General features: G+C 68.4%; 15 protein-coding genes. 12 read left to right on the forward strand and 3 right to left on the reverse strand.

What is annotated here, in order from left to right:
• The first annotated feature begins 42 nt into the window (after nt 1-42).
• The 5 genes from EV382_RS06975 to EV382_RS06990 all read left to right on the forward strand — a co-directional run bounded on the left by EV382_RS06975 (nt 43) and on the right by EV382_RS06990 (nt 7,281).
• The gene (locus EV382_RS06975) at nt 43-1,884 is read left to right on the forward strand and encodes a glycoside hydrolase family 15 protein (RefSeq protein WP_208758330.1); all 1,842 of its coding nucleotides are present in this window, start codon (nt 43-45) and stop codon (nt 1,882-1,884) included.
• A 233-nt stretch (nt 1,885-2,117) separates the two neighbouring features.
• Nucleotides 2,118-2,267, forward strand: a complete 150-nt coding sequence (locus EV382_RS32635; RefSeq protein ID WP_165435736.1) for a hypothetical protein — start codon at nt 2,118-2,120, stop codon at nt 2,265-2,267.
• A gap of 17 nt (nt 2,268-2,284) precedes the next feature.
• Complete coding sequence (locus EV382_RS06980) at nt 2,285-3,715, forward strand: class I SAM-dependent methyltransferase (RefSeq protein WP_130400772.1); 1,431 nt, start codon at nt 2,285-2,287, stop codon at nt 3,713-3,715.
• Nucleotides 3,708-5,765 (forward strand): sulfatase-like hydrolase/transferase, encoded by a 2,058-nt coding sequence (locus EV382_RS06985; RefSeq protein WP_130400773.1) that lies wholly within the window; start codon nt 3,708-3,710, stop codon nt 5,763-5,765. The genes EV382_RS06980 and EV382_RS06985 overlap by 8 nt, the downstream gene beginning before the upstream one ends.
• A gap of 232 nt (nt 5,766-5,997) precedes the next feature.
• A complete protein-coding gene (locus EV382_RS06990) occupies nt 5,998-7,281 on the forward strand; it encodes a citrate synthase (protein ID WP_130400774.1) in 1,284 nt (427 codons plus the stop codon).
• A gap of 216 nt (nt 7,282-7,497) precedes the next feature.
• On the opposite strand, the gene EV382_RS06995 is transcribed toward EV382_RS06990, so the two are convergent.
• Complete coding sequence (locus EV382_RS06995; RefSeq protein ID WP_130400775.1) at nt 7,498-8,142, reverse strand: maleylpyruvate isomerase N-terminal domain-containing protein; 645 nt, start codon at nt 8,140-8,142, stop codon at nt 7,498-7,500.
• A gap of 266 nt (nt 8,143-8,408) precedes the next feature.
• Nucleotides 8,409-9,869 carry a glycosyltransferase family 4 protein gene (locus tag EV382_RS07000; protein WP_130400776.1) on the reverse strand — a complete coding sequence of 487 codons (1,461 nt, stop codon included), beginning with the start codon at nt 9,867-9,869 and terminating at the stop codon, nt 8,409-8,411.
• 317 nt (nt 9,870-10,186) lie between these two features.
• Here EV382_RS07000 and glgX point away from each other — a divergent pair, with 317 nt between their 5' ends.
• The 3 genes from glgX to treZ are packed head-to-tail and all read left to right on the forward strand — an operon-like array spanning nt 10,187 to nt 16,324.
• Nucleotides 10,187-12,304, forward strand: coding sequence for a glycogen debranching protein GlgX (gene glgX, locus EV382_RS07005; RefSeq protein WP_130400777.1), 2,118 nt, complete (start codon nt 10,187-10,189; stop codon nt 12,302-12,304).
• Between the two features lies 1 nt (nt 12,305).
• On the forward strand, nt 12,306-14,603 hold the full coding sequence (gene treY / locus EV382_RS07010) for a malto-oligosyltrehalose synthase (protein ID WP_130400778.1): 2,298 nt from the start codon (nt 12,306-12,308) through the stop codon (nt 14,601-14,603).
• Entirely contained in the window at nt 14,600-16,324 is a 1,725-nt protein-coding gene (gene treZ, locus EV382_RS07015; RefSeq protein ID WP_130400779.1) for a malto-oligosyltrehalose trehalohydrolase, read from the forward strand. Before treY ends, treZ begins: the two co-directional genes overlap by 4 nt.
• Before the next feature lie 65 nt (nt 16,325-16,389).
• On the opposite strand, the gene EV382_RS07020 is transcribed toward treZ, so the two are convergent.
• Nucleotides 16,390-19,137 carry an NACHT domain-containing protein gene (locus EV382_RS07020; RefSeq protein ID WP_130400780.1) on the reverse strand — a complete coding sequence of 916 codons (2,748 nt, stop codon included), beginning with the start codon at nt 19,135-19,137 and terminating at the stop codon, nt 16,390-16,392.
• Nucleotides 19,138-19,520: 383 nt separating this feature from the next.
• Between EV382_RS07020 and EV382_RS07025 the strand changes: the two genes are divergently transcribed.
• From EV382_RS07025 to EV382_RS32640, 4 genes are all read left to right on the forward strand, one after another.
• Nucleotides 19,521-20,711 carry a helix-turn-helix domain-containing protein gene (locus tag EV382_RS07025; RefSeq protein WP_130400781.1) on the forward strand — a complete coding sequence of 397 codons (1,191 nt, stop codon included), beginning with the start codon at nt 19,521-19,523 and terminating at the stop codon, nt 20,709-20,711.
• A 180-nt stretch (nt 20,712-20,891) separates the two neighbouring features.
• Nucleotides 20,892-21,473, forward strand: a complete 582-nt coding sequence (locus tag EV382_RS07030) for a hypothetical protein (RefSeq protein WP_130400782.1) — start codon at nt 20,892-20,894, stop codon at nt 21,471-21,473.
• A 99-nt stretch (nt 21,474-21,572) separates the two neighbouring features.
• A complete protein-coding gene (locus EV382_RS07035; RefSeq protein WP_130400783.1) occupies nt 21,573-22,763 on the forward strand; it encodes a helix-turn-helix domain-containing protein in 1,191 nt (396 codons plus the stop codon).
• 124 nt (nt 22,764-22,887) lie between these two features.
• A complete protein-coding gene (locus EV382_RS32640) occupies nt 22,888-23,049 on the forward strand; it encodes a hypothetical protein (RefSeq protein ID WP_165435737.1) in 162 nt (53 codons plus the stop codon).
• Nucleotides 23,050-23,085 lie beyond the last annotated feature (36 nt).

Below are 23,085 nucleotides of genomic sequence, written 5' to 3' on the forward strand. Positions count from 1 at the left end.
GGTAGTCGAGTTTCCGCACCGACCCGCCGGGTAAGCAGTCGCGTGCCGGCCTTCGGCTTCGCGAACACGCCGCCGATTGACTCGTACGCGTTCCTCTCCGACACCCACACCGGGGCGCTGATCGGCGCGGACGGCGCGCTCGACTGGTTGTGTGTGCCCCACTTCGAGGGCGACGCGGTCTTCGCCCGGCTGCTGGACCGACGCGTCGGTGGCGCCTTCACGCTCAGCGTCGCCGCTGACGCCCCGCCGGTCCGTCGGTACCTGCCCGGCACTCTGGTGGTGGAGAGCGCGTACCGGGCCGCCGGTGGCAGCGTGATCGGTCAGGACTTCCTCGCCGTACGAGCCGGGGACGCCGCACAGCCGTTCCGCGCGGAGATGCTGCTGGTGCGCCGCCTGCACGTGCTTGCCGGGTCGGTGCGGGTACGTGCCGAGGTGACACCCCGCCCCGGGTACGGTTCCCGCCCGGTGGACTGGCGTTGGGACCACGGCCAGTGGGTGGCCGGCGAGGCGGGGCTGCGGCTGTGCTCCGCGCTGCCGTTGCGGGTCGACGGCGCGACACTGCGCGCTGAGGCGGTGCTGGTCGCGGGGCAGACGATCGACGTGCTGCTCGGTTACGGCCCGGGTCGCATCGACGAGGTCGACCCGGCCGAGCTGCTGGAGCGGACCTGCGGGACCTGGCGAGAATGGTCGGACCGTGCCGACTACACCGGGCAGGGCAGCGCCGAGGTGCGGCACAGCGCGGCCGTCCTGCGGGGCCTGTCGTTCGACGAGACCGGGGCGTTGCTCGCCGCGCCGACCGCCTCACTGCCGGAGGAGATCGGCGGGGTGCGTAACTGGGACTACCGCTTCACCTGGCACCGCGACGCCGCGCTGCTGCTGCTCGCGCTCTTCCGGCTGGGCCACGCCGAGGAGGGCCGCCGCTACTTGCACTTCCTGCTCACCATGTGCGGTTGTGCCGGCGAGGTCCTCACCCCCCTCGTCGGGATCCACGGGGTGACCCGCGAGGAGGCGATGCTTGAGCACCTCGACGGGTACGCCGGCTCACGACCGGTGCGCATCGGCAACGAGGCCGCCCACCAGCTCCAGTTCGACACGTACGGGCACGTGCTCGACGCCACGCTGTCCTACCAGCAGCTCACCGGTGAGTTGACGGGGGCGCAGTGGCAGGTGCTGCGCCGGCACGTGGACACCATGGCCACCCGGTGGCGGGAGCCGGACCACGGCATCTGGGAGATCCGCGGGCCGCTGCGGCACTACGTCAACTCGAAGATGATGGCCTGGGTCTGCCTCGACCGGGGCATCCGCCTCGCCGACCTGGTCGGCGACCACGACGCCCCCGTCGAGCGGTGGCGTGGGGAGCGCGATGCCATTCACGCCGAGGTCGTCGAGCGTGGCTTCGACCCCGGCGTCGGCAGCTTCGTGCTGGCGTACGACTCGACCGAACTCGACGCGTCGTTGCTGCGGATGCCACTTGTCGGGTTTCTCGCCGGTGACGACCCGCGGGTGGTGGCCACCATCGATCGCATTCGGCGGGATCTCGCCGTCGCCCCGGCGCTCATCCGCCGGTACACGACCGACGACGGGTTGCCCGGGGAGGAGGGCGCGTTCCTGCTCTGCTCCTTCGAGCTGGTCTCGGCGCTGGTGCTGGCGGGGCGACGCGAGCAGGCCGCCGAGCTGTTCGACCAGTTGCGCGGGTACGCCGGGCCGCTCGGCCTGTACGCCGAGCAGCTCGACGCCGACGGCACCGCGTTGGGCAACTACCCCCAGGCCTTCACCCACCTCGCGTTGATCGAGGCGGCGCTGAACCTCGACGGCGCCGGCGACCGCGACGCCCTGCACGCCTGGGCGGAACGAACGGTGCGACCGGGGACGGCCGGCGGCTGACCGGTCAGCCGTTCAGCGCCGTCCACGATCATCCAGCGCACGTTCGCAGCGTACCGGCGCGGTCCGCCCTCCCGGCCACAGTCTGTGCGGAGGCTGGGAGTACGCCGATGTGCCCGCGACGGCGACAGCGTCCAGCGTACGGTAAGGGACAAGTCCGGCGATTTAGATCAAAAGCCTCACAGGTGTACGGCCGGGACGCCGGATGTCGAGGCAGCGAGGGCAAGGAGCAATCGGTGGAACATCTGGCCTACCTGGACGCGGGGTCCGGCAGCCTGATCGTGCAGGCGGTCGTCGGCGGGGTGGCTGGCGCCGCGGTCGCCGCGAAGCTCTACTGGCGACGACTGGTCGACCGGTTCCGCCGGCAACCCACCGACCAGCACTGAGCAGGCCAGTCCCGACGATGGCGATCTCACCCACCGAGGTACGGCCTGAGCCGGCCTCCTTCCGCGACCCGGCCAACCGGGTCTTCCACGTCGGCGGCGAGGTGCTGCGCGGGCTGGACACCCAGGCCGCCGCGCACTGGCGGGCACTGACCGGCAGCACGTTCTTCCCGGCCCTCGTCGCCGCCGGCAAGGTCTGCGCCACCGAGGACGCCCCGCCCACCCTGGTGCCCGCCGCGACCGGCTCACCATGGGCGGCCGTGCTGCGCCACGAGCGCATCCCGTTCGTCTCCCACCCGTACGAGTGGTCGTTCAGCATGCTGCGCGACGCCGCCCTGCTGCACCTGGAGATCCTCAAGGCCGCGCTCGGCGAGGGCTTCACCACCAAGGACGGCTCGGCGTACAACCTCCAGTGGCGCGGCGCTCAACCGGTCTTCATCGACATCGGCTCCTTCGAGCCGGTCCGCGACGGCGAACCGTGGGCCGGCTACCGGCAGTTCTGCCAGACCGTGCTCTACCCGCTGATGCTCACCGCCCACCTGGGCGTGGACTTCCAGCCGTGGCTGCGCGCCCGGGTCGACGGCATCGAGGCCGACGAGCTGCGGCCGCTGTTCACCGGGGCCCGCCGGCTGCGCCCCGGCGTGCTGACCCACCTGCACCTGCACCGGGCCATGCAGCAGAGCAACGCCACCACCAGCACCACCGACGTGCGCGACCAACTGCGGGCCGCCGGCTTCTCCCGGGAGCTGCTGCTCGCCACCGTGCGGGGCATCGACAAGCTGGTCCGCAAGCTGGACCGCCGCCCGCCCGAGAGCCACTGGTCGGACTACCAGCGCACCTGCGGCTACTCGGCCCGCGACCGGGTGGCGAAGGAACAGTTCGTGGCCGCCTCGGTGGCCGCCGGCACCCGCCCCCGCCTGGTGCTCGACCTCGGCGCCAACGACGGCCGGTACTCCCGGCTGGCGGCCGGACACGCCGACTACGTGGTCGCCGTCGAGCAGGACCCGACCGTCGTCGACCAGCTCTACCGGCAGCTGCGCTCCGAGGGGCAGCGCCGCATCCTGCCGCTGGTGCTGGACCTGGCCGATCCCTCGCCCGGTGGCGGCTGGCGCGGCGTCGAGCGGGCCGGCTTCGCCGAGCGGGCGTCCGCCGACGTGGTGCTCGCCCTGGCCGTGGTGCACCACCTGGCGATCGGACGCAACGTGCCGCTGCCGGAGGTCGTCGACTGGCTGGCCGGGCTGACCGCGCCGGGCGGCGCGGTGGTGGTGGAGTTCGTCCACCCGCAGGACCCGATGGCGACCCGGCTGCTCGCCAACAAGCCCGCCGGCCTCTTCCCCGACTACCGACGCGACGCCTTCGAGACGTTGCTCGCCGCCCGGGGGCGGATCACCGACCGGCTGGAACTGCCCTCGGGCACCCGCACGCTCTACCGGACGGTGATGAGTGGCTGAACCGGCCTCCGTCGTCGACCCGCCGACCCCGCCCGACCGGCCGCCGGCCGGCAGCGGACGGTGGGACCGGGGCTGGCGAGGTGAGCTGGGCCGGCAGCTGGAGATCGCCGCGCTGGTCGGTCTCGTGGTCACCCAACCCCTGCTGGACGTCCTCGGTCGCAGCCCCGACTTCTTCCTCTTCCACCGCGCCGACCCGGCCCAGATCCTGCTGCTGGTCGCCCTGGTGTCGGTGGTCCCCACCGCCGTGGTCGCGCTGCTCGGCGCGCTGAGCCGACTGGCCGGCCCAACCGCCCGCGCCGTCACCCACACCGGTCTGCTCGGGCTGCTGTTCGCCGCGCTCGCCGTGCAGGTGGGCCGGCACGTGACGCCGCTTCGGGGCGTACCGCTGCTGCTGGTGGCCCTGCTGGCCGCAGCCGCCGGCGCGGTTGCGCACCGGCGGTGGAGGGCCCCGGGCCGGGTGCTGCGACTGGCCGCCGCCGGCCCGGTGGCCTTCCTGGCGCTCTTCCTGCTCGTCTCACCGACCTCCGCGGTGGTCCTGCCGCGCGGCGACGGCGGTGTGGCCGGCACCGCCCAGGGCTCGGCCGTGCACCCACCGGTGGTCATGCTGATCCTCGACGAACTGCCGCTGGTCAGCCTGCTCGGCACCGACGGGACGATCGACGCCGGACGGTACCCGCACTTCGCCGAGTTGGCCGGCGCCTCCACCTGGTACCGCAACTCCACCGGGGTCAGCGGGTGGACGCCCAACGCGTTGCCGGCGATGCTCACCGGCCGCTACCCGGCCCGGTCGGTCGCCCCGCACTACTCGCAGTACCCGGACAACATCTTCACCGCCTTCGGTGGCCTGTACGACATCCGCGCCGAGGAGAGCATCACCCGGCTCTGCCCACCCAGTCGCTGCGAACAGCCGACCACCCCGGAGCAGGGGCTCGGCGTGCTGATCCGCGAGACCGGCAAGCTGCTCGGCCGGGTCGCCGGGCCAACGGAGAGCGCTGTCGACCCGGAGGACTCGTACCGCGAACCGACCCGGGCCGAGGCCGGCCTCGACGCCGCCGAACCGGTGCCGTCGGACCCGAAGTTCCGCTGGGACAGCCTGGACGACAACCAACCCGCCCGGTTCAGCACCTTCCTGGCCGGGCTGACGCCGACGAGCCGGCCCACCCTGCACTTCCTGCACCTGCTGATGCCGCACTCACCGTGGGCGTTCCTGCCGTCTGGGGCGCGCTACGACGCCCCCGAGGACCTGCCCAACGACGGCGCCGGGTGGGCCGACCTGGCCCGGCAGCGGCACCTCGCCCAGCTCGGCTACACCGACCGGCTCATCGGCGAGACGCTGCGGACGTTGCGCGCCACCGGCCTCTACGACCAGGCCCTGGTCGTGGTGACCGCCGACCACGGGGTCAGCTTCCGCCCCGGCGCCCAGGGGCGGGGGATGGACGCCATCAAGGCCGCCGCCGGCGAGGTCGCCTGGGTGCCGACGTTCGTCAAGGAGCCCCGGCAACAGACCGGCCGGGTGGACGACCGCAACTGGGAACACGTCGACCTGCTGCCGACCGTGGCCGACGTGGCCGGCATCCGGCTGCCCTGGCCGGTCGACGGGCGCTCCGCCCGGCAGGCCCCCCGCGCCGACGCGACGAAGCACTTCTACGACCGTCCCGGCGAACCGGTCACCTTCCCCGGCGGCGTGCCCACCCCGCCACCCCTGCCGACACCGCACCCGCTGGTCGGCACGCAGGTGCGCGCCGGCCCGGTCGCCGGCAGCGCCCGAGTCGCCGACCTGGCCGCGTTCACCGCGGCGGACCCGGACACCGGCACCCTACCGGCGCTCGTCTGGGGAGACGTTCCGGACCGGATCCCGGACGGCACCCTGCTGGCCGTCGCGGTCAACGGCCGCATCGGCGCCGTCGTCCCGGTGGTGCCGGCCGACCCCGGCGGACGCCGGTTCGCCGCACTGCTCGCCGACGACAAGCTGTTCCACGCCGGCACCAACACGCTCGACGTCCTCCAGGTCGCCCCGGACGGTACGCTGCGCCGCCTCGCCCTGTCCTGACGGTGCTTCCGGGGTCGGTCCGGCCTGGTCCCGGCGGTTGTTCCGGCCTGGTCCCGGCGGTCGGTCCGGCCGGGTCCCGGCTGGCGGGATGCCGGGTTTCCCGGTCGCCTGGTCGGGAATCGGGTGACGCATACCTCACCGCAGAACCACGGCGGGCGTTGTCCCCCGAGCCGCAATTACGGTAGAAGCGAAGGCAATTCAACGTAGATCTGCCGGCGAAGCGAGGAACCACATGACGGAAGTCAAGCTCGATCACCCCGGTGGGCAGCTGTCGATGCCGGTGCATCCCGCAGTCGAGGGCCCCGCCGGTATCGGGGTGAGCAAGTTGCTGAAGGAAACCGGGATGACCACGTACGACCCCGGTTTCGTCAACACCGCCGCTGCCTCATCCGCGATCACCTACATCGACGGCGACGCGGGAATCCTGCGTTACCGGGGGTACCCGATCGAGCAGCTGGCCGAGAAGTCCTCTTTCCTGGAGGTCTCCTACCTGCTCATCTACGGTGAGCTGCCGACCGAGCAGCAGCTGACCGAGTTCACCGAGTGGATTCGGCGGCACTCTCTGCTGCACGAGGAGATGCGTCGCTTCTTCGACGGCTTCCCCCGGGACGCCCACCCGATGGCGGTGCTCTCCTCCGCGGTGAGCGCCCTGTCCACCTTCTACCAGGACAGCCTGGACCCGTTCGACTCCGAGCACGTGGAGATCTCCACGGTCCGGCTGATGGCGAAGGTGCCCACCATCGCCTCGTACGCCTACAAGAAGTCCATCGGGCAGCCGCTGCTGTACCCGGACAACTCGCTGGGGTACGTGGACAACCTGCTGCGGATGACGTTCGGCGTGCCGGCGGAGCCGTACGAGGTCGACCCGGTGATGTCGAAGGTGCTGGACATGCTCTTCGTCCTGCACGCCGATCACGAGCAGAACTGCTCCACCTCGACCGTACGGCTGGTCGGCTCCAGCAACGCCAACCTGTTCGCCTCCGTCTCGGCCGGCGTGAACGCGCTGTTCGGCCCCCTGCACGGTGGTGCCAACCAGGCGGTGCTGGAGATGCTCCAGCAGATCCACACCGGCGACGACGACGTCCGGTCCTTCGTCCGCAAGGTCAAGGACAAGCAGGACGGCGTCAAGCTGATGGGCTTCGGCCACCGGGTCTACAAGAACTACGACCCGCGGGCGGCGATCGTCAAGAAGGCCGCGCAGGACGTGCTGGGCCGGATGGCCAAGCCGGACCCGCTGCTGGACATCGCCATGGAGCTGGAGGAGATCGCCCTCGCCGACGACTTCTTCGTCTCCCGTCGGCTCTACCCGAACGTGGACTTCTACACCGGCCTGATCTACAAGGCCATGGGCTTCCCGACCAAGATGTTCACGGTCCTCTTCGCCCTCGGCCGGCTCCCCGGCTGGATCGCCCAGTGGCGCGAGATGATCAACGACCCGGAGACCAAGATCGGCCGTCCGCGGCAGGTCTACGTCGGCTCCGCCGAGCGGAACTACGTCCCCTTCGGCGAGCGCTGACCCGCGTCCTCGCAGCACCGTTTGTCGCACCACCGCTTTTCGGCGTCACCGCAGGCCGTCGACCCACTCACGGGTCGGCGGCCTGCCGCGTTTCCGCTCTGGCCGTGCCCGATCGCCCGTGATCGACTCGGATTTCCTGAAAGTCGCGGTGTTCCTCGGACCGGGACACCCCGATTTTCAGCAAGCCGAGTCGATCACGAACGCGAGACCCGGGAGTCAGAAGGCCGAGATGTTCTGGGCCCGCTCGCTGCGGCTCAGGGCGCTGATCAGCGCCGACTGACCACGGCGGCGCACCGCCAGTCGGACCAGCAGGTCCCGGACGGGGTCGAAGACGTCGGCCGGGAACTCCGGCGTGGGTACGCCGACGCTCACCGCGAGGTCGTCGGAGTGCACGACGATCTCCAGCTGGCGGGTGAGCAGGAAGTCATCGCGCCGCAACGACCAGCCCTGCCACGGGATCGGCACGACCTCACCGGCGGCACGCCGGGAGAGCAGGTCGCCGACCTCCTCCACCGCCTGGGCGCAGCGGGCGTGCAGGTCGGCCGGCCCGCGGGCCGCGTCCGCCTCGTCGTTGCTCTCGGCGACCGACTTCTCGTCCGGGGTGCCCTCGCTGACCCAGGAGGCCTGCTCGTAGTGGTTGTCTGCCGAATCCAACGTCGGCAGGTCGGTCGGCATCGGCAGCAACTCGGCCGCGCGGACCGCCTGACGTCCCAGGTGGCACGCCAGGCCACCCACTGACAGGTGCGGCAGGGCACTTGGGTGTGACCACCGCTCGGTCACCTCGGGGCGTCGGATCAGGTCCAACGCGATGGCGGCGGCGGTCGGAAAGGCAGCATCCAGGGCGTCGACAGCGCGAAACATCCCCACATCCTGGCAGGACCGGCCGACAGGCACCGAGCGAGGCGGCCCGCCGCGACGGGCACCACACCCGCCGGGCCCACCCGCGCGGCCCAGGCCGACGGGCACCACACCCGCCGGGCCCACCCGCGCGGCCCAGGCCGACGGGCACCACACCCGGCGGGCCCAGCGTGATCGACTCGGCTTTCAGGAAGTCGGGGCATCCCCAGCACTGGGACACCCCGACTTCAAGGAAACCGAGTCGATCAAACGCAAGCAGCCAATGCGGGTCAGCGCAGGCCGGCGGCGGCGAGCAGGTTGCCCTCCGGTAGCGCCGGCAGGGCACGGCCCTGCGACATCCGCCGTTCGGCGCGCTCGGCGGTGAACGCGGCGTCGTGCCGGATGGCGGCGGCGTAGCTGGCTGCGGTGCGCTGGGCGATCGCGGCCCAGCCGTACTGGTCGTGGACCATCCGGCGGGCGTGGCGGGCCATCACCCGGGCGCGGTCGGGGTCCGACAGCAGGGCGTCCACGGCGTCGGTCAGGCCGGCCGGGTCGTGCGGGCGGAAGGTCATGCCGGTGACGCCGGGTTCGACGATCTCGGCGAGGCCACCGGTGGCGGCGACGGCCAGGGGTGCGCCGGCCGCGGCGCCTTCCAGGGCGACCATGCCGAACGGCTCGTAGATGCTGGGCACGGCGAAGCAGTCGGACGCGGCCATCAGCGCCGGCAGGTCGGTGCCGCCCAGGAAGCCCGGCATGGTGACCGTGCCGCCCAGTCCGCGGCGGTGCACCTCGGCCTCCAGTTCGGCGCGGTACGGGCCGTCGCCGGCGATCACGGCACGCAGCCCGGGGTGCCGTTCCCGCAGCCGGGGCAGTGCGGCGATCAGGTGCTGCACGCCCTTCTCGTAGACGAGGCGGCCAGCGTAGGTGACCAGTGGGCCGTTCCCGGCGAAGCGGGCGCGGGCAGCGGCCACCGCGCTCGCCGGGACCCGCCAGCGGTGCGGCTCCACCCCGTTGGCGACCACGTCGACCCGCCCGGCCGGTACGCCGAACAGCGCGTTCACCTCGTCGCGCATGTATCCGGAGCAGACGATCACCCGGTTGGATTCGCTGCTGAGCCAGTGTTCGACGCCGTGGATGGTGCGGTTCATCTCCTCCGGCAGCCAGCCCTGGTGCCGGCCGGCCTCGGTGGCGTGGATGGTGCTGACCAGCGGGATGTCCAGGTGGTCGCGCAGCGTCATCGCGGTGTGGGCGACGAGCCAGTCGTGGGCGTGGATGACGTCGTAACCGCCGGCCTGGGTGGCGCGCAGGGCGGTGCGGGTGAGGGTGTGGTTGAACGCCATGGTCCAGGCGAGCAGGGAGTCGGTGGCGAGGGGGAACGTCACCGGGTCCTCGGGGGCGCGCAGGATGCGCACGCCGTCGGCGTACTCCTCCAGGGGTGCGCCGTCGCTGTGGCGGGTGACGACGGTGACCTCGCGGCCGGCGGCGGCGAGGGCCACCGACAACGCGTGCACGTGCCGGCCGAGGCCGCCGACGAGCACCGGCGGGTACTCCCAGGACAGCATGAGGATGCGACGGGTCTGCGGGGGCACCCCGGGGCCGGGCTGCGTCGGCACGACCGCGCCGGGCTGCGCGGGCGGGCCGGACTGTGCGGGGCCGGGCTGGGTCGGGAGCGGGGGCCGGGAGGTCAGGGTGGGCCGGTGGGCCCGGTCCTGGGTGGTGGTGAGCTGCTCGTCGACCCGCAGGGTCGTCACATCAATCTCCGTCCATGCATGGTGGTGCGCGCCGGCGTCAGTGGCGGCGGAGCGAGAGGTGTAAGGGTGGCTGAGGGCCTGGCGGGACGCGCGCGGACGCTCGCCCCCGAACAAGGAAAGTGCATAGCGGCGAAGAACGCATCCCGAAAAGGGGCATCGTGATGGACGACACCCGATGGGTGTAGCGCGCATCAGACAGGTGGTTTCCGGGCAGTGGCTGGAAGGATGGATTGGCGAGTCCGGGCCGGGGGCACTACCTGCCTGCGCGCGGGGCACCGTCGGCCGGTGCGCACATCAGCGTGGGGTGAAGGAGCGACATGCAGGTCTGGCCGGGCGAGCGGTACCCCCTGGGCGCCACCTACGACGGGATGGGCACCAACTTCGCCATCTTCTCCGAGGTGGCCGAGCGGATCGAGCTGTGCCTGTTCGACGAGTGGGACACCGGCGCGGAGCGCCGCGTCGAGTTGCGCGAGGTGGACGCGTACGTGTGGCACGCGTACCTGCCGGGCATCGAGCCGGGCCAGCGCTACGGCTACCGGGTGCACGGCCCGTACGACCAGGCGTTCGGGTTGCGCTGCAACCCGTACAAGCTGCTGATCGACCCGTACGCCAAGGCCATCGACGGTGACGTCGAGTGGGATCCGGCGGTCTACGACTACGACCTGAACGAGCCGGAGCGGATGTCGGAGACCGACTCGGCGCCGTTCATGCCGAAGTCGGTGGTGGTCAACCCGTACTGCGACTGGGGCAACGACAAGCCGCCGCGCACCCCGTACCACCACTCGGTGATCTACGAGGCGCACGTACGCGGGTTGACCATGCGCCACCCGGACATCCCGGAGGAGCTGCGCGGCACGTACGCGGGCATCGCCTCCCCGCCAATGATCGACTATCTGACCCGGCTCGGGGTGACGGCGATCGAGCTGATGCCGGTGCACCAGTTCATCCACGACAACCGCCTCGCCGATCTGGGGCTGCGCAACTACTGGGGTTACAACACGATCGGCTTCTTCGCCCCGCACCACGGCTACTCCGCGCTGGGCCACCTCGGGCAGCAGGTGCAGGAGTTCCGGGGCATGGTCAAGGCGCTGCACGCGGCCGGCATCGAGGTCATCCTCGACGTGGTCTACAACCACACCGCCGAGGGCAACCACCTCGGGCCGACGTTGAGCTTCAAGGGCGTGGACGCCCCGAGCTACTACCGGCTCAGCGAGGAGGACCGCCGCTTCTTCGTCGACTACACCGGCACCGGCAACAGCCTCAACGTGCGCAGCCCCCACTCCCTGCAACTGATCATGGATTCGTTGCGGTACTGGGTGACCGAGATGCACGTGGACGGTTTCCGGTTCGACCTGGCCGCCACCCTGGCCCGCGAGTTCTACGAGGTGGACCGGCTCTCCACCTTCTTCGAGGTGGTGCAGCAGGACCCGGTGGTCAGCCGGGTGAAGCTGATCGCCGAACCGTGGGACGTCGGCCCCGGCGGCTACCAGGTGGGCAACTTCCCGCCGCTGTGGACGGAGTGGAACGGAAAGTACCGGGACACCGTGCGGGACTTCTGGCGCGGTGAGCCGGCCACCCTGGCCGAGTTCGCGTCGCGCATCTCGGGGTCCGCCGACCTCTACCAGGACGACGGCCGCCGCCCGTTCCACAGCATCAACTTCGTCACCGTGCACGACGGGTTCACCCTCAACGACCTGGTGTCGTACAACGACAAGCACAACGAGGCCAACGGCGAGGAGAACCGCGACGGCGAGAGCCACAACCGGTCGTGGAACTGCGGGGTCGAGGGCGACACCGACGACGAGGCGGTGCTCGCCCTGCGGGCCAAGCAGCGGCGGAACTTCCTGGCCACCCTGATGCTGTCGCAGGGCGTGCCGATGATCGGGCACGGCGACGAGATGGGCCGCACCCAGCGCGGCAACAACAACGTCTACTGCCAGGACAGCGAGCTGTCCTGGGTCGACTGGGACAACGCCGACGAACAACTGCTGGACTTCGTCCGTACGCTCACCGACTTCCGCAAACGTCACCAGGTGTTCCGCCGTCGCCGGTTCTTCACCGGGCTGCCGGTGAACGGGCGCGGCATCGACGAGCCGCTGCCCGACCTGGCCTGGTACACCCCGGACGGGCGGGAGATGACCGGCGAGGACTGGGGCAACGACTTCGGCCGCTCGGTGGCGCTCTTCGTCAACGGTGAGGGCATCCGCGAGCGCGGCCCGTACGGCCAGAAGCACCACGACGCGTCGTTCCTGCTCTGCTTCAACGCCCACGACGCGCCGCTGGACTTCACCATGCCGGGCAGCGAGTACGGCCAGAAGTGGGAACGGGTGATCAGCACGGCCGAACCCGAGCCGGACGACGTCACGGTGATCAGCGCGGGCGGCAGCATCCGGGTGCCGGACCGCTCCCTGGTGGTGCTGGAAAGGATGATCTGAGATGGCCGTGCGGTCCACCTACCGAATCCAGGTTCGTCCCGGCTTCGACCTGGACGCCACCGCCGCGATCGTCGACTACCTCGCCGACCTCGGGGTCAGTCACCTCTACACCGCCCCGCTGCTGACCGCGACGCCCGGCTCGCAGCACGGCTACGACGTGGTGGACCACCGGGCGGTCAGCCCCGAGCTGGGCGGAGAGGCCGCCCGGCAGCGGCTGCTGCGCGCCCTGCGCGACCAGCACCTCGGCCTGGTCGTCGACATCGTGCCCAACCACGCCGGGGTCGCCGTCCCCGCCGCCAACCCCGCCTGGTGGGACGTGCTGCGCCGGGGCCGCGACTCGGCGTACGCCGACTGGTTCGACATCGACTGGGACCGGGGCCGGCTCCTGCTGCCGGTGCTCGCTGACGCCCCGGCCGCCCTCGACGATCTCAAGCTGGTCGACGGGGAGCTGCGCTACCACGAGCACCGCTTCCCGGTCGCCGACGGCACCGGCGACGGCGACGCGCGGCAGGTGCACGACCGGCAGCACTACGAGCTGGTCTCCTGGCGGCGCGGTGACGCCGAGCTGACGTACCGCCGGTTCTTCGCCATCGCGGGCCTGGCCGGCCTGCGGGTGGAGGACCCGGCGGTCTTCGCCGCCACCCACGAGCTGGTCCTGCGCTGGGCCGCCGCCGGGGAGGTCGACGGCATCCGCGTCGACCACCCGGACGGCCTACGCGACCCGGCCGGCTACCTGACCCGGCTGCGGGAGGCCGCGCCGGACGCCTGGCTGGTGGTGGAGAAGATCCTGGAGTACGGCGAGGAGCTGCCGGACTGGCCGGTGGACGGCATCACCGGCTACGACGCCCTGGCCATGGTCGGTGGGCTCTTCATCGACATCGACGCCGAGGGCGACTTCACCGCGCTGGACAACCGGCTGACCGGGCAGCACACCTCCTGGGAGGACCTGACCCACACCACCAAACTCGCCGCCGCCACCCGGCTGCTCTCCGCCGAACTGACCCGGCTGGCCGCCCTCGCCCCCGAGGTGCCCACCGAGCAGGCCCGCGCGGCGCTCGCCGAGCTCGCCGCCGCGTTCGCCGTCTACCGCGGCTACCCGCCGCACGGCGCCCGGCACCTCGCCGCCGCCCGCTCCGAGGCCGGTCGCCGCCGCCCCGACCTGGCCGCCGCCCTGGACGCGGTCACCCGCCGGCTGCGCGACCCCGACGACGAGCTGGGCCTGCGGTTCCCACAGCTCACCGGTGCGGTGATGGCCAAGGGCGTGGAGGACACCGCGTTCTACCGCTGGACCCGGTTCGTGGCGCTCAACGAGGTCGGCGACAACCCCACCCGCTTCGGGGTGCCACCGGCGGAGTTCCACCGCTTCGCCGCCGCCCAGCAGGTCCGCTGGCCGGCCAGCATGACCACCGTCTCCACCCACGACACCAAACGCGGCGAGGACGTGCGGGCCCGCCTCGCCGTGCTCAGCGAGCTGCCGGGCCGCTGGGCGGAGCAGGTCACCGCCTGGATGGCGTACGCCCCGCTGCCCGACCCGGCCCTCGCCCACCTGCTGTGGCAGACCGCCGTCGGCGCGTGGCCGATCGAACGGGAACGGCTGCACGCGTACGCCGAGAAGGCCGCCCGGGAGGCCGGGGCCTCGACCAGTTGGGCGGACCCCGACCCGGCCTTCGAGCAGGCCCTGCACGCGCTGGTCGACCTGATGTACGACGACCCGAGCCTGCACGACGAGTTGACCGAACTCGCCGCCGCGATCACCCCGGCCGGCTGGTGCAACTCGCTGGGGCAGAAGCTCATCCAACTCACCATGCCCGGGGTGCCGGACACCTACCAGGGCACCGAGCTGTGGGACAACTCCCTGGTCGACCCGGACAACCGCCGCCCGGTCGACTTCGACGTACGCCGGGAAATGCTGGCGCGCATCGACGGCGGCTGGCGTCCCCCGCTCGACACCGACGGAGCGGCGAAGCTGCTCGTCGTGTCGCGGACGCTGCGCCTGCGGCGGGCGCACCCGGAGCTGTTCACCTCCTACCGGCCGGTGCCCGCCCACGGGCGGGTGGGCCGGCACGTGGTGGCCTTCGACCGGGGCGGCGCGATCACCGTGGCGACCCGGCTCCCGCTCGGCCTGGCCCGTGCCGGCGGCTGGTGTGACACAGCTCTGTCGCTTCCTGTTCACGAGATGAAGGACCTGTTCACCGGTCGGGTCTACAGTGGCGGAGAGACGCCGCTGGACAATCTTCTGGCCGACTATCCCGTCGCTCTGCTGGCTCCTCCCACCACCTCCGTGGAGGCTGCTTCATGACCGAATTCTCCGTCTGGGCACCCGACGCCGCCCGCGTACGGCTCCGCCTGACCGGTGACACCGACCACGAGATGCGCGCCGCCGCCGACGGCTGGTGGCGAGTCGACGTGCCTGACGCCGGCCTCGACTACTCCTTTCTGCTGAACGACGACGAAACCCCACTGCCCGACCCCCGCTCACCGTGGCAGCCTGCGGGAGTGCACGGGCCGAGCCGCCGCTACGACCACCTTGCGTTCCAGTGGACTGATTCGTCCTGGACGGGTCGGCAGCTGCCCGGCAGCATCCTCTACGAGCTGCACATCGGCACCTTCACCCCGGAAGGCACCTTCGACGCGGCCATCGAGCGCCTCGACCACCTGGTGAACCTCGGTGTCGACCTGATCGAACTGCTCCCGGTCAACGCCTTCAACGGCGACCACAACTGGGGGTACGACGGCGTCTGCTGGTACGCCCCCCACGAGCCCTACGGCGGCCCCGACGGCCTGAAACGGTTCGTCGACGCCGCCCACTCGCGCGGGTTGGGGGTGATCCTCGACGTCGTCTACAACCATTTCGGGCCCTCCGGGGCCTACGCGCCGCAGTTCGGGCCCTACCTCGCCGAGCACTCGAACACCTGGGGGCGTTCGATCAACCTGGACGGCCCGCACTCCGACGAGGTACGCCGCTACATCATCGACAGCGTGCTCATGTGGCTGCGTGACTACCACGTCGACGGGCTGCGGTTGGATGCGGTGCACGCGCTGCACGACTCGCGGGCTGTGCCTCTGCTGGAGGAGCTGGCGGTTTCCGTCGAGTCTCTGTCGACGCACCTGGGACGGCCGCTGTCATTGATCGCGGAGTCCGACCTCAACGATCCGCGGCTGATCACCCCTCGGGAGGCGGGTGGGTTCGGGCTGCACGCCCAGTGGAACGACGACGCGCACCACGCTCTGCACACGGTGCTGACGGGGGAGCGGCAGGGGTATTACGGAGACTTCGGCTCCCTGGAGACGCTGTCGGACGTGCTGACCGGTGGGTTCTTCCACGCGGGGACCTGGTCGAGCTTCCGGAACCGGCACCACGGGCGGCCTGTTGATCCTCGGATCCCTGGACACCGGTTCGTGGCCTATCTGCAAAACCACGACCAGATCGGGAACCGGGCTACCGGGGATCGGATCTCGGCTTCGCTGTCGCCTGCGCTGCTGCGGGTGGGGGCTGTGCTGCTGCTGACCGCGCCGTTCACTCCGATGCTGTTCATGGGGGAGGAGTGGGCTGCCTCTACGCCGTGGCAGTTCTTCACCTCGCATCCGGAGCCTGAGCTGGCTACGGCGGTGGCTCTCGGGCGGCGGCGGGAGTTCGCTTCGCACGGGTGGGCTGAGGGGGACGTGCCCGACCCGCAGGACCCGGAGACCTTCGTGCGGTCGCGGTTGGACTGGGCCGAGCTGGACAAGCCTGAGCATGCTTCGATGTTGTCGTTCTACCAGCGGTTGATCTCGCTGCGTCGGTCCTCTCCGGACCTGTCGGATCCTCGGCTGCACGCTGTTTCTGTGCAGCACGGGGACCAGTTTCTGGTGATGCGGCGGGGGGACACGTTGGTGGTGGCGAACTTTGCTGGGCGGGGGCAGGGGGTGTCGCTGCCTGGGGTGGCTCGGCGAGTGCTCCTGGCTACGGGGGAGGGGGTCACTGTGATGCGGGACCGGATCGAGCTGCCAGCGGAGACTGCGGCGATCGTGGCACTGTAAAGATCCACTAGGCTGTTCTGCAAGCAAAGGCTCGGCATGCTGTTGAATGCCTGATCACGTCAGAGTCAAAGTCGATGAGTACGCCCCTCGACGCCGCTACTCGCCGTCCTGAGCTCGGTTGGCGAATCATCAAACTGAGCTTGACTGAGGTCACCGCGTTGGGTAACCCGGAGATGGCGGAGGCTTACGATTCGGTCGGTCGCAAGAGTTTGGCGATGCATTGTCAGATATGACAGCAAGACGCCTGGCGCTAGCCAGCCATTGCGGCGAACGCTCATCGTTCTGCTTGAAATTATTGAATCTGACTGGAGTAGCATTGCGGTATAGTACCGAGCGGACATTTTCGGCCATTGCGCGAAATGTAACAAGGATAGCCCGATCACCGGCAGGGCCACTGCTTTCCAGGGCATTGCGAGTTCCAAAGCGAATGTCAGATAAATTGCAAGTCCCATCAAAATGCAAACTGTGGTCGCTCTGGCCATCGAGTTGACTGCGAGAAGGCGGGCGAAGAATAGGCTAGCCGGCGGTCTGGCTAACCGAATGATCGAAAGTCGAGGGAACGCGCTATAAGCGTATGGGCTGAGATCCTTTAGGGCCAGGCTGAGCGCGTATGTTAAGAGGGAAAGTCGGAGCATTCCGCCGTCTATAATGCTGTAGGTGTGCGCTACCTTGGTAAACCATCGCGCTTTGTGTGGTATTGCGCTCGGCTTTATCGATCCTGGAACCAAGTCTGCGGGCTCGGAAGCTAGGCGTTCCGCCACGTAAGCGCTGCTGAGTGCGCCTTCTGCGAGTAGCATGAGAAGGCGGTCGTGGTCTTCCGGCCGAGCCCTTCGGATGCGCTCCATAATGGCCGCGAAGAAGGGTGGATCTGCTAAATGTGCGACGACTATATCTGGACGTTCCTTCAAAAAGTCGATGCCGTAGGCGCCGGCAAGCCGGAAGGCTGCTTGGGGATCGAATGACGCGTACGAGCTGAAAATTAGATCTAACCTTTCCCGGTGGCCCCGGACGAGCTTCGAGAATAGGTTTTGTAGTGGATAAGCGGCGGTTCGATTATGCAAGCTGGCCCATTCGCCCTCGTCGGCGACGACAACGCTTAATAAATGGAGTCGGCGGAGCCAGGGATCACCCCACGCGTCGGGATGAGTAAGTGTAAGCCTCTTCGTTTCACTGTCGACGTAGTCGACCCACGAAGGATGGTCGTAAGCCTGCGTCTCGAGGAAGCAGCGCCCTGAAACAGAGGCATCGTCTAAGCGGTGAATCTCAGACAGCACCTCCTCGCTTTGCACCCTCGGGGCCAGCCCCAAAGCAAACGGAATAACCTCCACAAGCCTGGTCCTGATGTGGGCGGCTATCGATGTTGAGAAGCGTTGGTGAGCGTCGATTATTTCATGCAGGCCGTCGCGGCGTCCTTCTACGGCCTCCTTGGCCGCGAGGAATTCGCAGAATGTCAGGTGGATAAATCGAAGAGTTTCCCCCGCCCGTTCTTCGGTGAGAATTCCAGTTTCGGTGCAGATCTGACGCAGAAGATCCGCTGCAGTCTCAACCGTTTCCGCTCCACAGATGAGACGCGTGAGATGCAAGGCGCGGGCGAAGGATATTTGATTGGCAGCCTGATCCTTATTGAGCAGGTTTTCCAGTGCAAGCTTCCCGAGGAGCGACTCGCGTTGCTGGAGTAAGGCACTTTTGGCTGCCATTCCTAGTTGGCGGCTTCTGCGCGCGATCAGCAGTTCTTCGGTGACCAAGGCATAAAATCGGGTTCTAGTGTCGGGCGAGCTTGCTAACTCACCACTTTGATCACTGGCAACGTACATGGCAAGGACTAGGGGGTTGCTGCACATGTCTCGCAGGGTCGGCTTATCTGTTAGTTCTGCGAATAGCCGGTTTACCGTCGCGGATCTATCTGTCTCGGCGGGAAAGGGCCAGCGGTTCAGAAATGAGTAGATCTCGGTTGGAGTAAAGGACTGAATATAAAAAGTGGGAGGGAATGTTGAGTCGAACATATACTTAACTTGATGGTGAAATTGGGTCCGCATTGTCAATATTATTCGGCTTTTATGGTTGAGCTCCCCGAGCCTTTCGCTCATGAAGTTGATGCAACTCGCGACTAGGGTGTAGCGCTCGCTGGCAACCTCATCAAGCCCATCCAGCAAGACCAATAAGCCGCGTCCTTTGCCCTCTGCAGACGTGCGGTAAAGTCGGCCCATGTCGAAACCTTGGACGGACTCAATCTCCTTCTGAAGAAACTCAAGGGTCCAGTCGGCCAGTTCAGTCTCATTTTTGTCGTCTGGTGGACAGAGTGACCGAAGGTCAATGAAGATGGGCAGGGGATTCCTGGCGTCGGTTAGAAGCACGCGGCACGCTTGCCGGAACATCTGTTTCGCCAACGATGACTTTCCTGAACCGGGATCCCCAACGATTCTTGCTCTCCTGACATTGCTTTTCCAGATATCGGTCGCGTTTGCGACGCGACTACGCTCCGCGCTTTCAAGCTGGAGCGGTATGTACACAAGATCAGTTTGGAGCATGACACCACGGCTACCGGGCACGGGTAGGTATCTACTGTGCTCTTTGTCTAGCTGGATCCGGCAGTATCGTTTGAGACTCATCCGAGTGGCAACAGATTCCGCGACTATTCGATCACCGACCCAAAATGCTGCATCTGTAACGAGGGTCACGTTTCGTTTGGCGAAATCTCGTAGACGTTTAAGCAAAAAGTAGGCGACTGGAAGGGCTACTATTGTTAGTATTGACGATTTCCAATCGAATGTTCCCAATGAGGCCTCATCTTGTGCCAGCGGCGCTGCGGCCATCCATCACGCTCTTAGTGCTATGGGTTTAGCACGCCCTGCTGTCGTGGGGTAACTGTCCGTTGGTGTCGGATGGTCGACTCTTTGTGTTGGGCTCGTTGCGTTGAACAAACCGTCAAATTATTCTAGATGCGGCATTGCGCACTCAATGGTGCATATTAGATTTCTGCTCAGGGTTGGTGATCCTCGTCAGGGCTCTGGATGAACACTTCGTGATTTGCGGGGAGGCACGCTCGCTCTGTTCAGGGCGGTCGGTCATCCAGATATAGCCCTGCAGGTACTGACGCCACAGTGCACTCACGGCCGCTGTTGTCTTGCCTGCCGTGTACCGTCGGCCATGGGCGGCTGCGGTATGGGGCCTCGATCCTCTACTCGGGAGCGGTGGCATGGCGAAGAAGCCAGACACCATCGGTGCCAGGATCCGGTACTGGCGGATGCGCCGTGGCGGGATGACTCAGGCGGTCCTGGCTGGACTTGCTGGTGTCACCCAGTCGTACGTGTCGCAGGTCGAGTCGGGTCGGAAGACCATTGACCGGCGTTCCACTCTGGTTGCTCTCGCTGCCGCGCTCCAGGTCACGGTGGCTGACCTGCTCGGCCAAGGCACCGAATCCGGCGACCCGGCCCGTGAGAGCGCCGCCGAGTGCGTGCCGGCGATCTGGTCGGCCCTGATCGAGATCGAGGACGGTGAGCGCCGTCCGTCGACCTACACAACGGAACGGCTGGCCGCCGAGATCGCCCATGCAGATCGGCTCCGCAATTCGTGCAACTACCCGGCTATGGCCCGGAAGCTTCCGGGCCTGCTGCTCGAAGCCGCCGCCGTGGGCGGGACGACGCTCGCTCAGGTTGCCTACCTGGCCTCTACCTGCATTCGACACCTCGGCTACCGCCACCTGGCCCTCAATGCCGCTCGGGTTTCCGTGTCCGCTGCTGAGGACGTCGAAGATCGAGCGTGGCTCGGCGCATCTCGGTTCGTGTACGCGCAGAGCCTGCCGATCGAGTCCGCGCGCTTGGCGGCCGCATCCGCTGACCGATCACTAGTGGAGCTACAGGGAGATGCCTCCGACATCCGGGTGCGCCAGATGCTCGGCCAGCTCCACCTCATGGCTGCGCTGGCCTCGACCGTGGATGGACGTTCCGATGCGGCCCGGGATCATCTTGCGGAGGCCGCTCGCGAGGCCGAGAGCCTGGGAGATCCAGCCGACGGCGGCGGCTTCAACGGTTGCTGCTTCGGGCCGACCAACGTCGGACTTTGGAAGATGTCCATCGCGGCAGAGCAGGGCGAGTCCGGCAAGGTGATTGAGCTGTCCCGGACGATCCGACCGCAGGTACTCAAGGCATCGAATCGCCAACTGTCCTACTGGCTCGACATCGGACGAGCGCTGGCGGACGGTGGCCGTCGGGACGCCGAAGCTCTCGCCGCGTTCGTGCAGGCTGAGCGGGCAGCACCGATCCCGTTCGCCATCAACCCGCTCGCCCGCGATGCCGTGGTGACCCTGGCCCAGCGCGCCCAGCGCCGCGCCATCTCCGACGAGTTGCGCCTTCTCGCCGGCCGCATCGGCATCAACCTGGTCACATAGCCGCCAGTAGTCAAGTCGAATCGTGTGACGGGTATGCAGGCCGTACCGGACTCCGGAGCCGATAGCCGGCCGACCGCGAACTGGCAGCGCGATCGTCTCAGCTTGGCCGAGCGACGTAGCGTGGACGACGGTGCCAGCTGACCGCTGGCATGCTCGACGCACCCTGTGACGAGGAGAGCCGTGGACGCGAACTCGGTTACTGCCATCTGCGCAACGGTGATCGCCGTCGCTTCACTCGCGGTTTCGATCACGGAGGCGAGAGCAAGCCGGAGACACAACTTCCAATCGGTTCGTCCATTGTTGAGCCTGGACTGCTTTCGGATGAACAGCGGCATGGCCGGCATTCGAATCCGAAATGCCGGCCTCGGTCCGGCCATCATCCGGGTGACCACGCTGTACCTCGACGGCGAGGAACTAGGGCCGTGGGAGAAGCAGGTGGTCGATCCACTGCGCGACACGTTCGCGGTCTGGCCAAATTTCTCGTCCCTTCGCCCAGGTAAGCCCATCCCGGTCGGCCAGGAACTGATCATCCTTGCGGTGGAGGAGTACGACCCGGCGAGAGATGCCGAATTTTGGGCGGCGGTGACCCAGCGGATCAGGATTCACGTGCAGTATGAATCGATATATGGCAACGAGCGGCAGGAGGCGTGGTTCGAAGGGTCACCCCCTCACAGGAATTCACTTAACTGGCAACAGGGCGGTGCTGCCGGATCTTCGACAGATAACGATGCGCAAGTCGAGCCAAGTCAGTCCCTGCAATGACTGCCGTCACTTGTCCGCTTCTCGGAGTATCGTCCAACGTGCGCGGGGCAGCAGGCCGCGGCCGGTGTCCTGGTTCTCTACCTGGGGGTTGGCGAAAGCATGGTGAGGAAGCCGGACACCATCGGTGCCAGGATCCGGTACTGGCGGATGCGTCGGGGCGGCATGACGCAGGCCGTCCTCGCCGGGCTCGCCGGTGTCACCCAGTCCTACATCTCGCAGGTCGAGTCGGGTCGAAAGACCATCGACCGCCGTTCGACTCTGGTCGCTCTTGCCGCCGCACTCCAGGTCACGGTGGCAGACCTGCTCGGCCAGGGTACCGAGTCCGGCGATCCGGCCCGTGAGAGCGCTGCCGAGTGCGTGCCCGCCATCTGGTCAGCCCTGATCGAGATCGAGGACGGCGAGCGCCGCCCGTCGACCTACACATCGGACCGGCTGACTGCGGAGATTTCGCGCGCCGAACAGCTCCGCACGTCCTGCAACTACCCAGCCATGGCTCGTCTGCTCCCCATCCTGCTGATCGAAGCCGCCGCCGTGGGCGGCACCGTGCTCGTTCAGGTCGCCTACCAGGCCGCCACCTGCCTGCGGAACCTCGGGTACCGCCACTTGGCCCTCAACGCTGCCCGGCTCTCGGGGACGGTTGCCGAGCACGCCGAGGATCCGGCATGGATCGCAGCCTCCCGATTCGCCTACGCGCAGAGCTTGCCGATCGAGTCCGCCACCGTGGCGGCCCGCGCTGCGGACCGGTCCCTGGCCGACCTTCAAGCCGACGCTGCCGACGAACGAGTCCGACAGATGCTCGGGCAACTCCACCTCTCCGCTGCGCTGACCTCGGCCGTGAGCGGCCGCTTGGATGTCACCCGCGATCACCTCGCCGAGGCGGCCCGCGAGGCGGCCACCCTCGGGGATCCGGTCGACGGCGCGGGCTTCAACGGCTGTGGGTTCGGACCAACCAATGTCGGGCTGTGGGAGATGTCCATCGCCGCCGAGCAGGGCGAGTCCGGCCGGGTCATCGAACTCTCCCGGAGGGTCCGACCGCAGGTCCTCGCAGCGTCGATCCGCCAGCAGTCCTACTGGCTCGACCTCGGTCGTGCCATGGCGGACGGCGGTCGTCGGGACGCCGAAGCTCTCGCCGCGTTCGTGCAGGCTGAGCGGGCAGCGCCCATCCCGTTCGCCATCAACCCTCTCGCCCGCGATGCCGTCGTCACCCTGGCCCAGCGCGTCCAGCGCCGAGCCATCCCCGACGAGTTGCGCCTACTCGCGGGCCGCATCGGCATTAACCTGGCCGCATAACTGCCAGTAATCACCGCATCACCAATTCGCCCTACTGTCCGGTTTGGGACGTGAGCACGTCCTGATGGCCCGACGCGGCAACGGTCGATCCTGAGCTGCTGGGCCTCCATCGGAGGAGGCGGGGATGAGCGGTCAGGACGACAACGCTCCGGAGCACAACAGTGAGGCGGCCGAGCGGGAGGCCGCCAAGCAGCGCCTTCTGGCTCAGGCTGAGGCGGAGCGCGTACCCGTGGAGGACACGACCCGTGCGGTCCCGGACCGGCGGTGGCGGCGTGACCAACGATGACATCCCTATCGGCCGCCGGGTGGCGAGCTGGCGGGT

Source organism: Micromonospora violae (assembly GCF_004217135.1).
Lineage (GTDB): Bacteria > Actinomycetota > Actinomycetes > Mycobacteriales > Micromonosporaceae > Micromonospora > Micromonospora violae.

What these genes read in the sequence shown, in the direction of transcription:
- EV382_RS06980 (WP_130400772.1), top strand. Translation starts at nt 2,285, where the DNA reads ATGGCGATCTCACCCACCGAGGTACGGCCTGAGCCGGCCTCCTTCCGC.
- EV382_RS06990 (WP_130400774.1), top strand. Translation starts at nt 5,998, where the DNA reads ATGACGGAAGTCAAGCTCGATCACCCCGGTGGGCAGCTGTCGATGCCG.
- EV382_RS06995 (WP_130400775.1), bottom strand. Translation starts at nt 8,142, where the DNA reads ATGTTTCGCGCTGTCGACGCCCTGGATGCTGCCTTTCCGACCGCCGCC.
- glgX (WP_130400777.1), top strand. Translation starts at nt 10,187, where the DNA reads ATGCAGGTCTGGCCGGGCGAGCGGTACCCCCTGGGCGCCACCTACGAC.
- treY (WP_130400778.1), top strand. Translation starts at nt 12,306, where the DNA reads ATGGCCGTGCGGTCCACCTACCGAATCCAGGTTCGTCCCGGCTTCGAC.
- treZ (WP_130400779.1), top strand. Translation starts at nt 14,600, where the DNA reads ATGACCGAATTCTCCGTCTGGGCACCCGACGCCGCCCGCGTACGGCTC.
- EV382_RS07020 (WP_130400780.1), bottom strand. Translation starts at nt 19,137, where the DNA reads ATGGCCGCAGCGCCGCTGGCACAAGATGAGGCCTCATTGGGAACATTC.
- EV382_RS07025 (WP_130400781.1), top strand. Translation starts at nt 19,521, where the DNA reads ATGGCGAAGAAGCCAGACACCATCGGTGCCAGGATCCGGTACTGGCGG.
- EV382_RS07035 (WP_130400783.1), top strand. Translation starts at nt 21,573, where the DNA reads ATGGTGAGGAAGCCGGACACCATCGGTGCCAGGATCCGGTACTGGCGG.
- EV382_RS32640 (WP_165435737.1), top strand. Translation starts at nt 22,888, where the DNA reads ATGAGCGGTCAGGACGACAACGCTCCGGAGCACAACAGTGAGGCGGCC.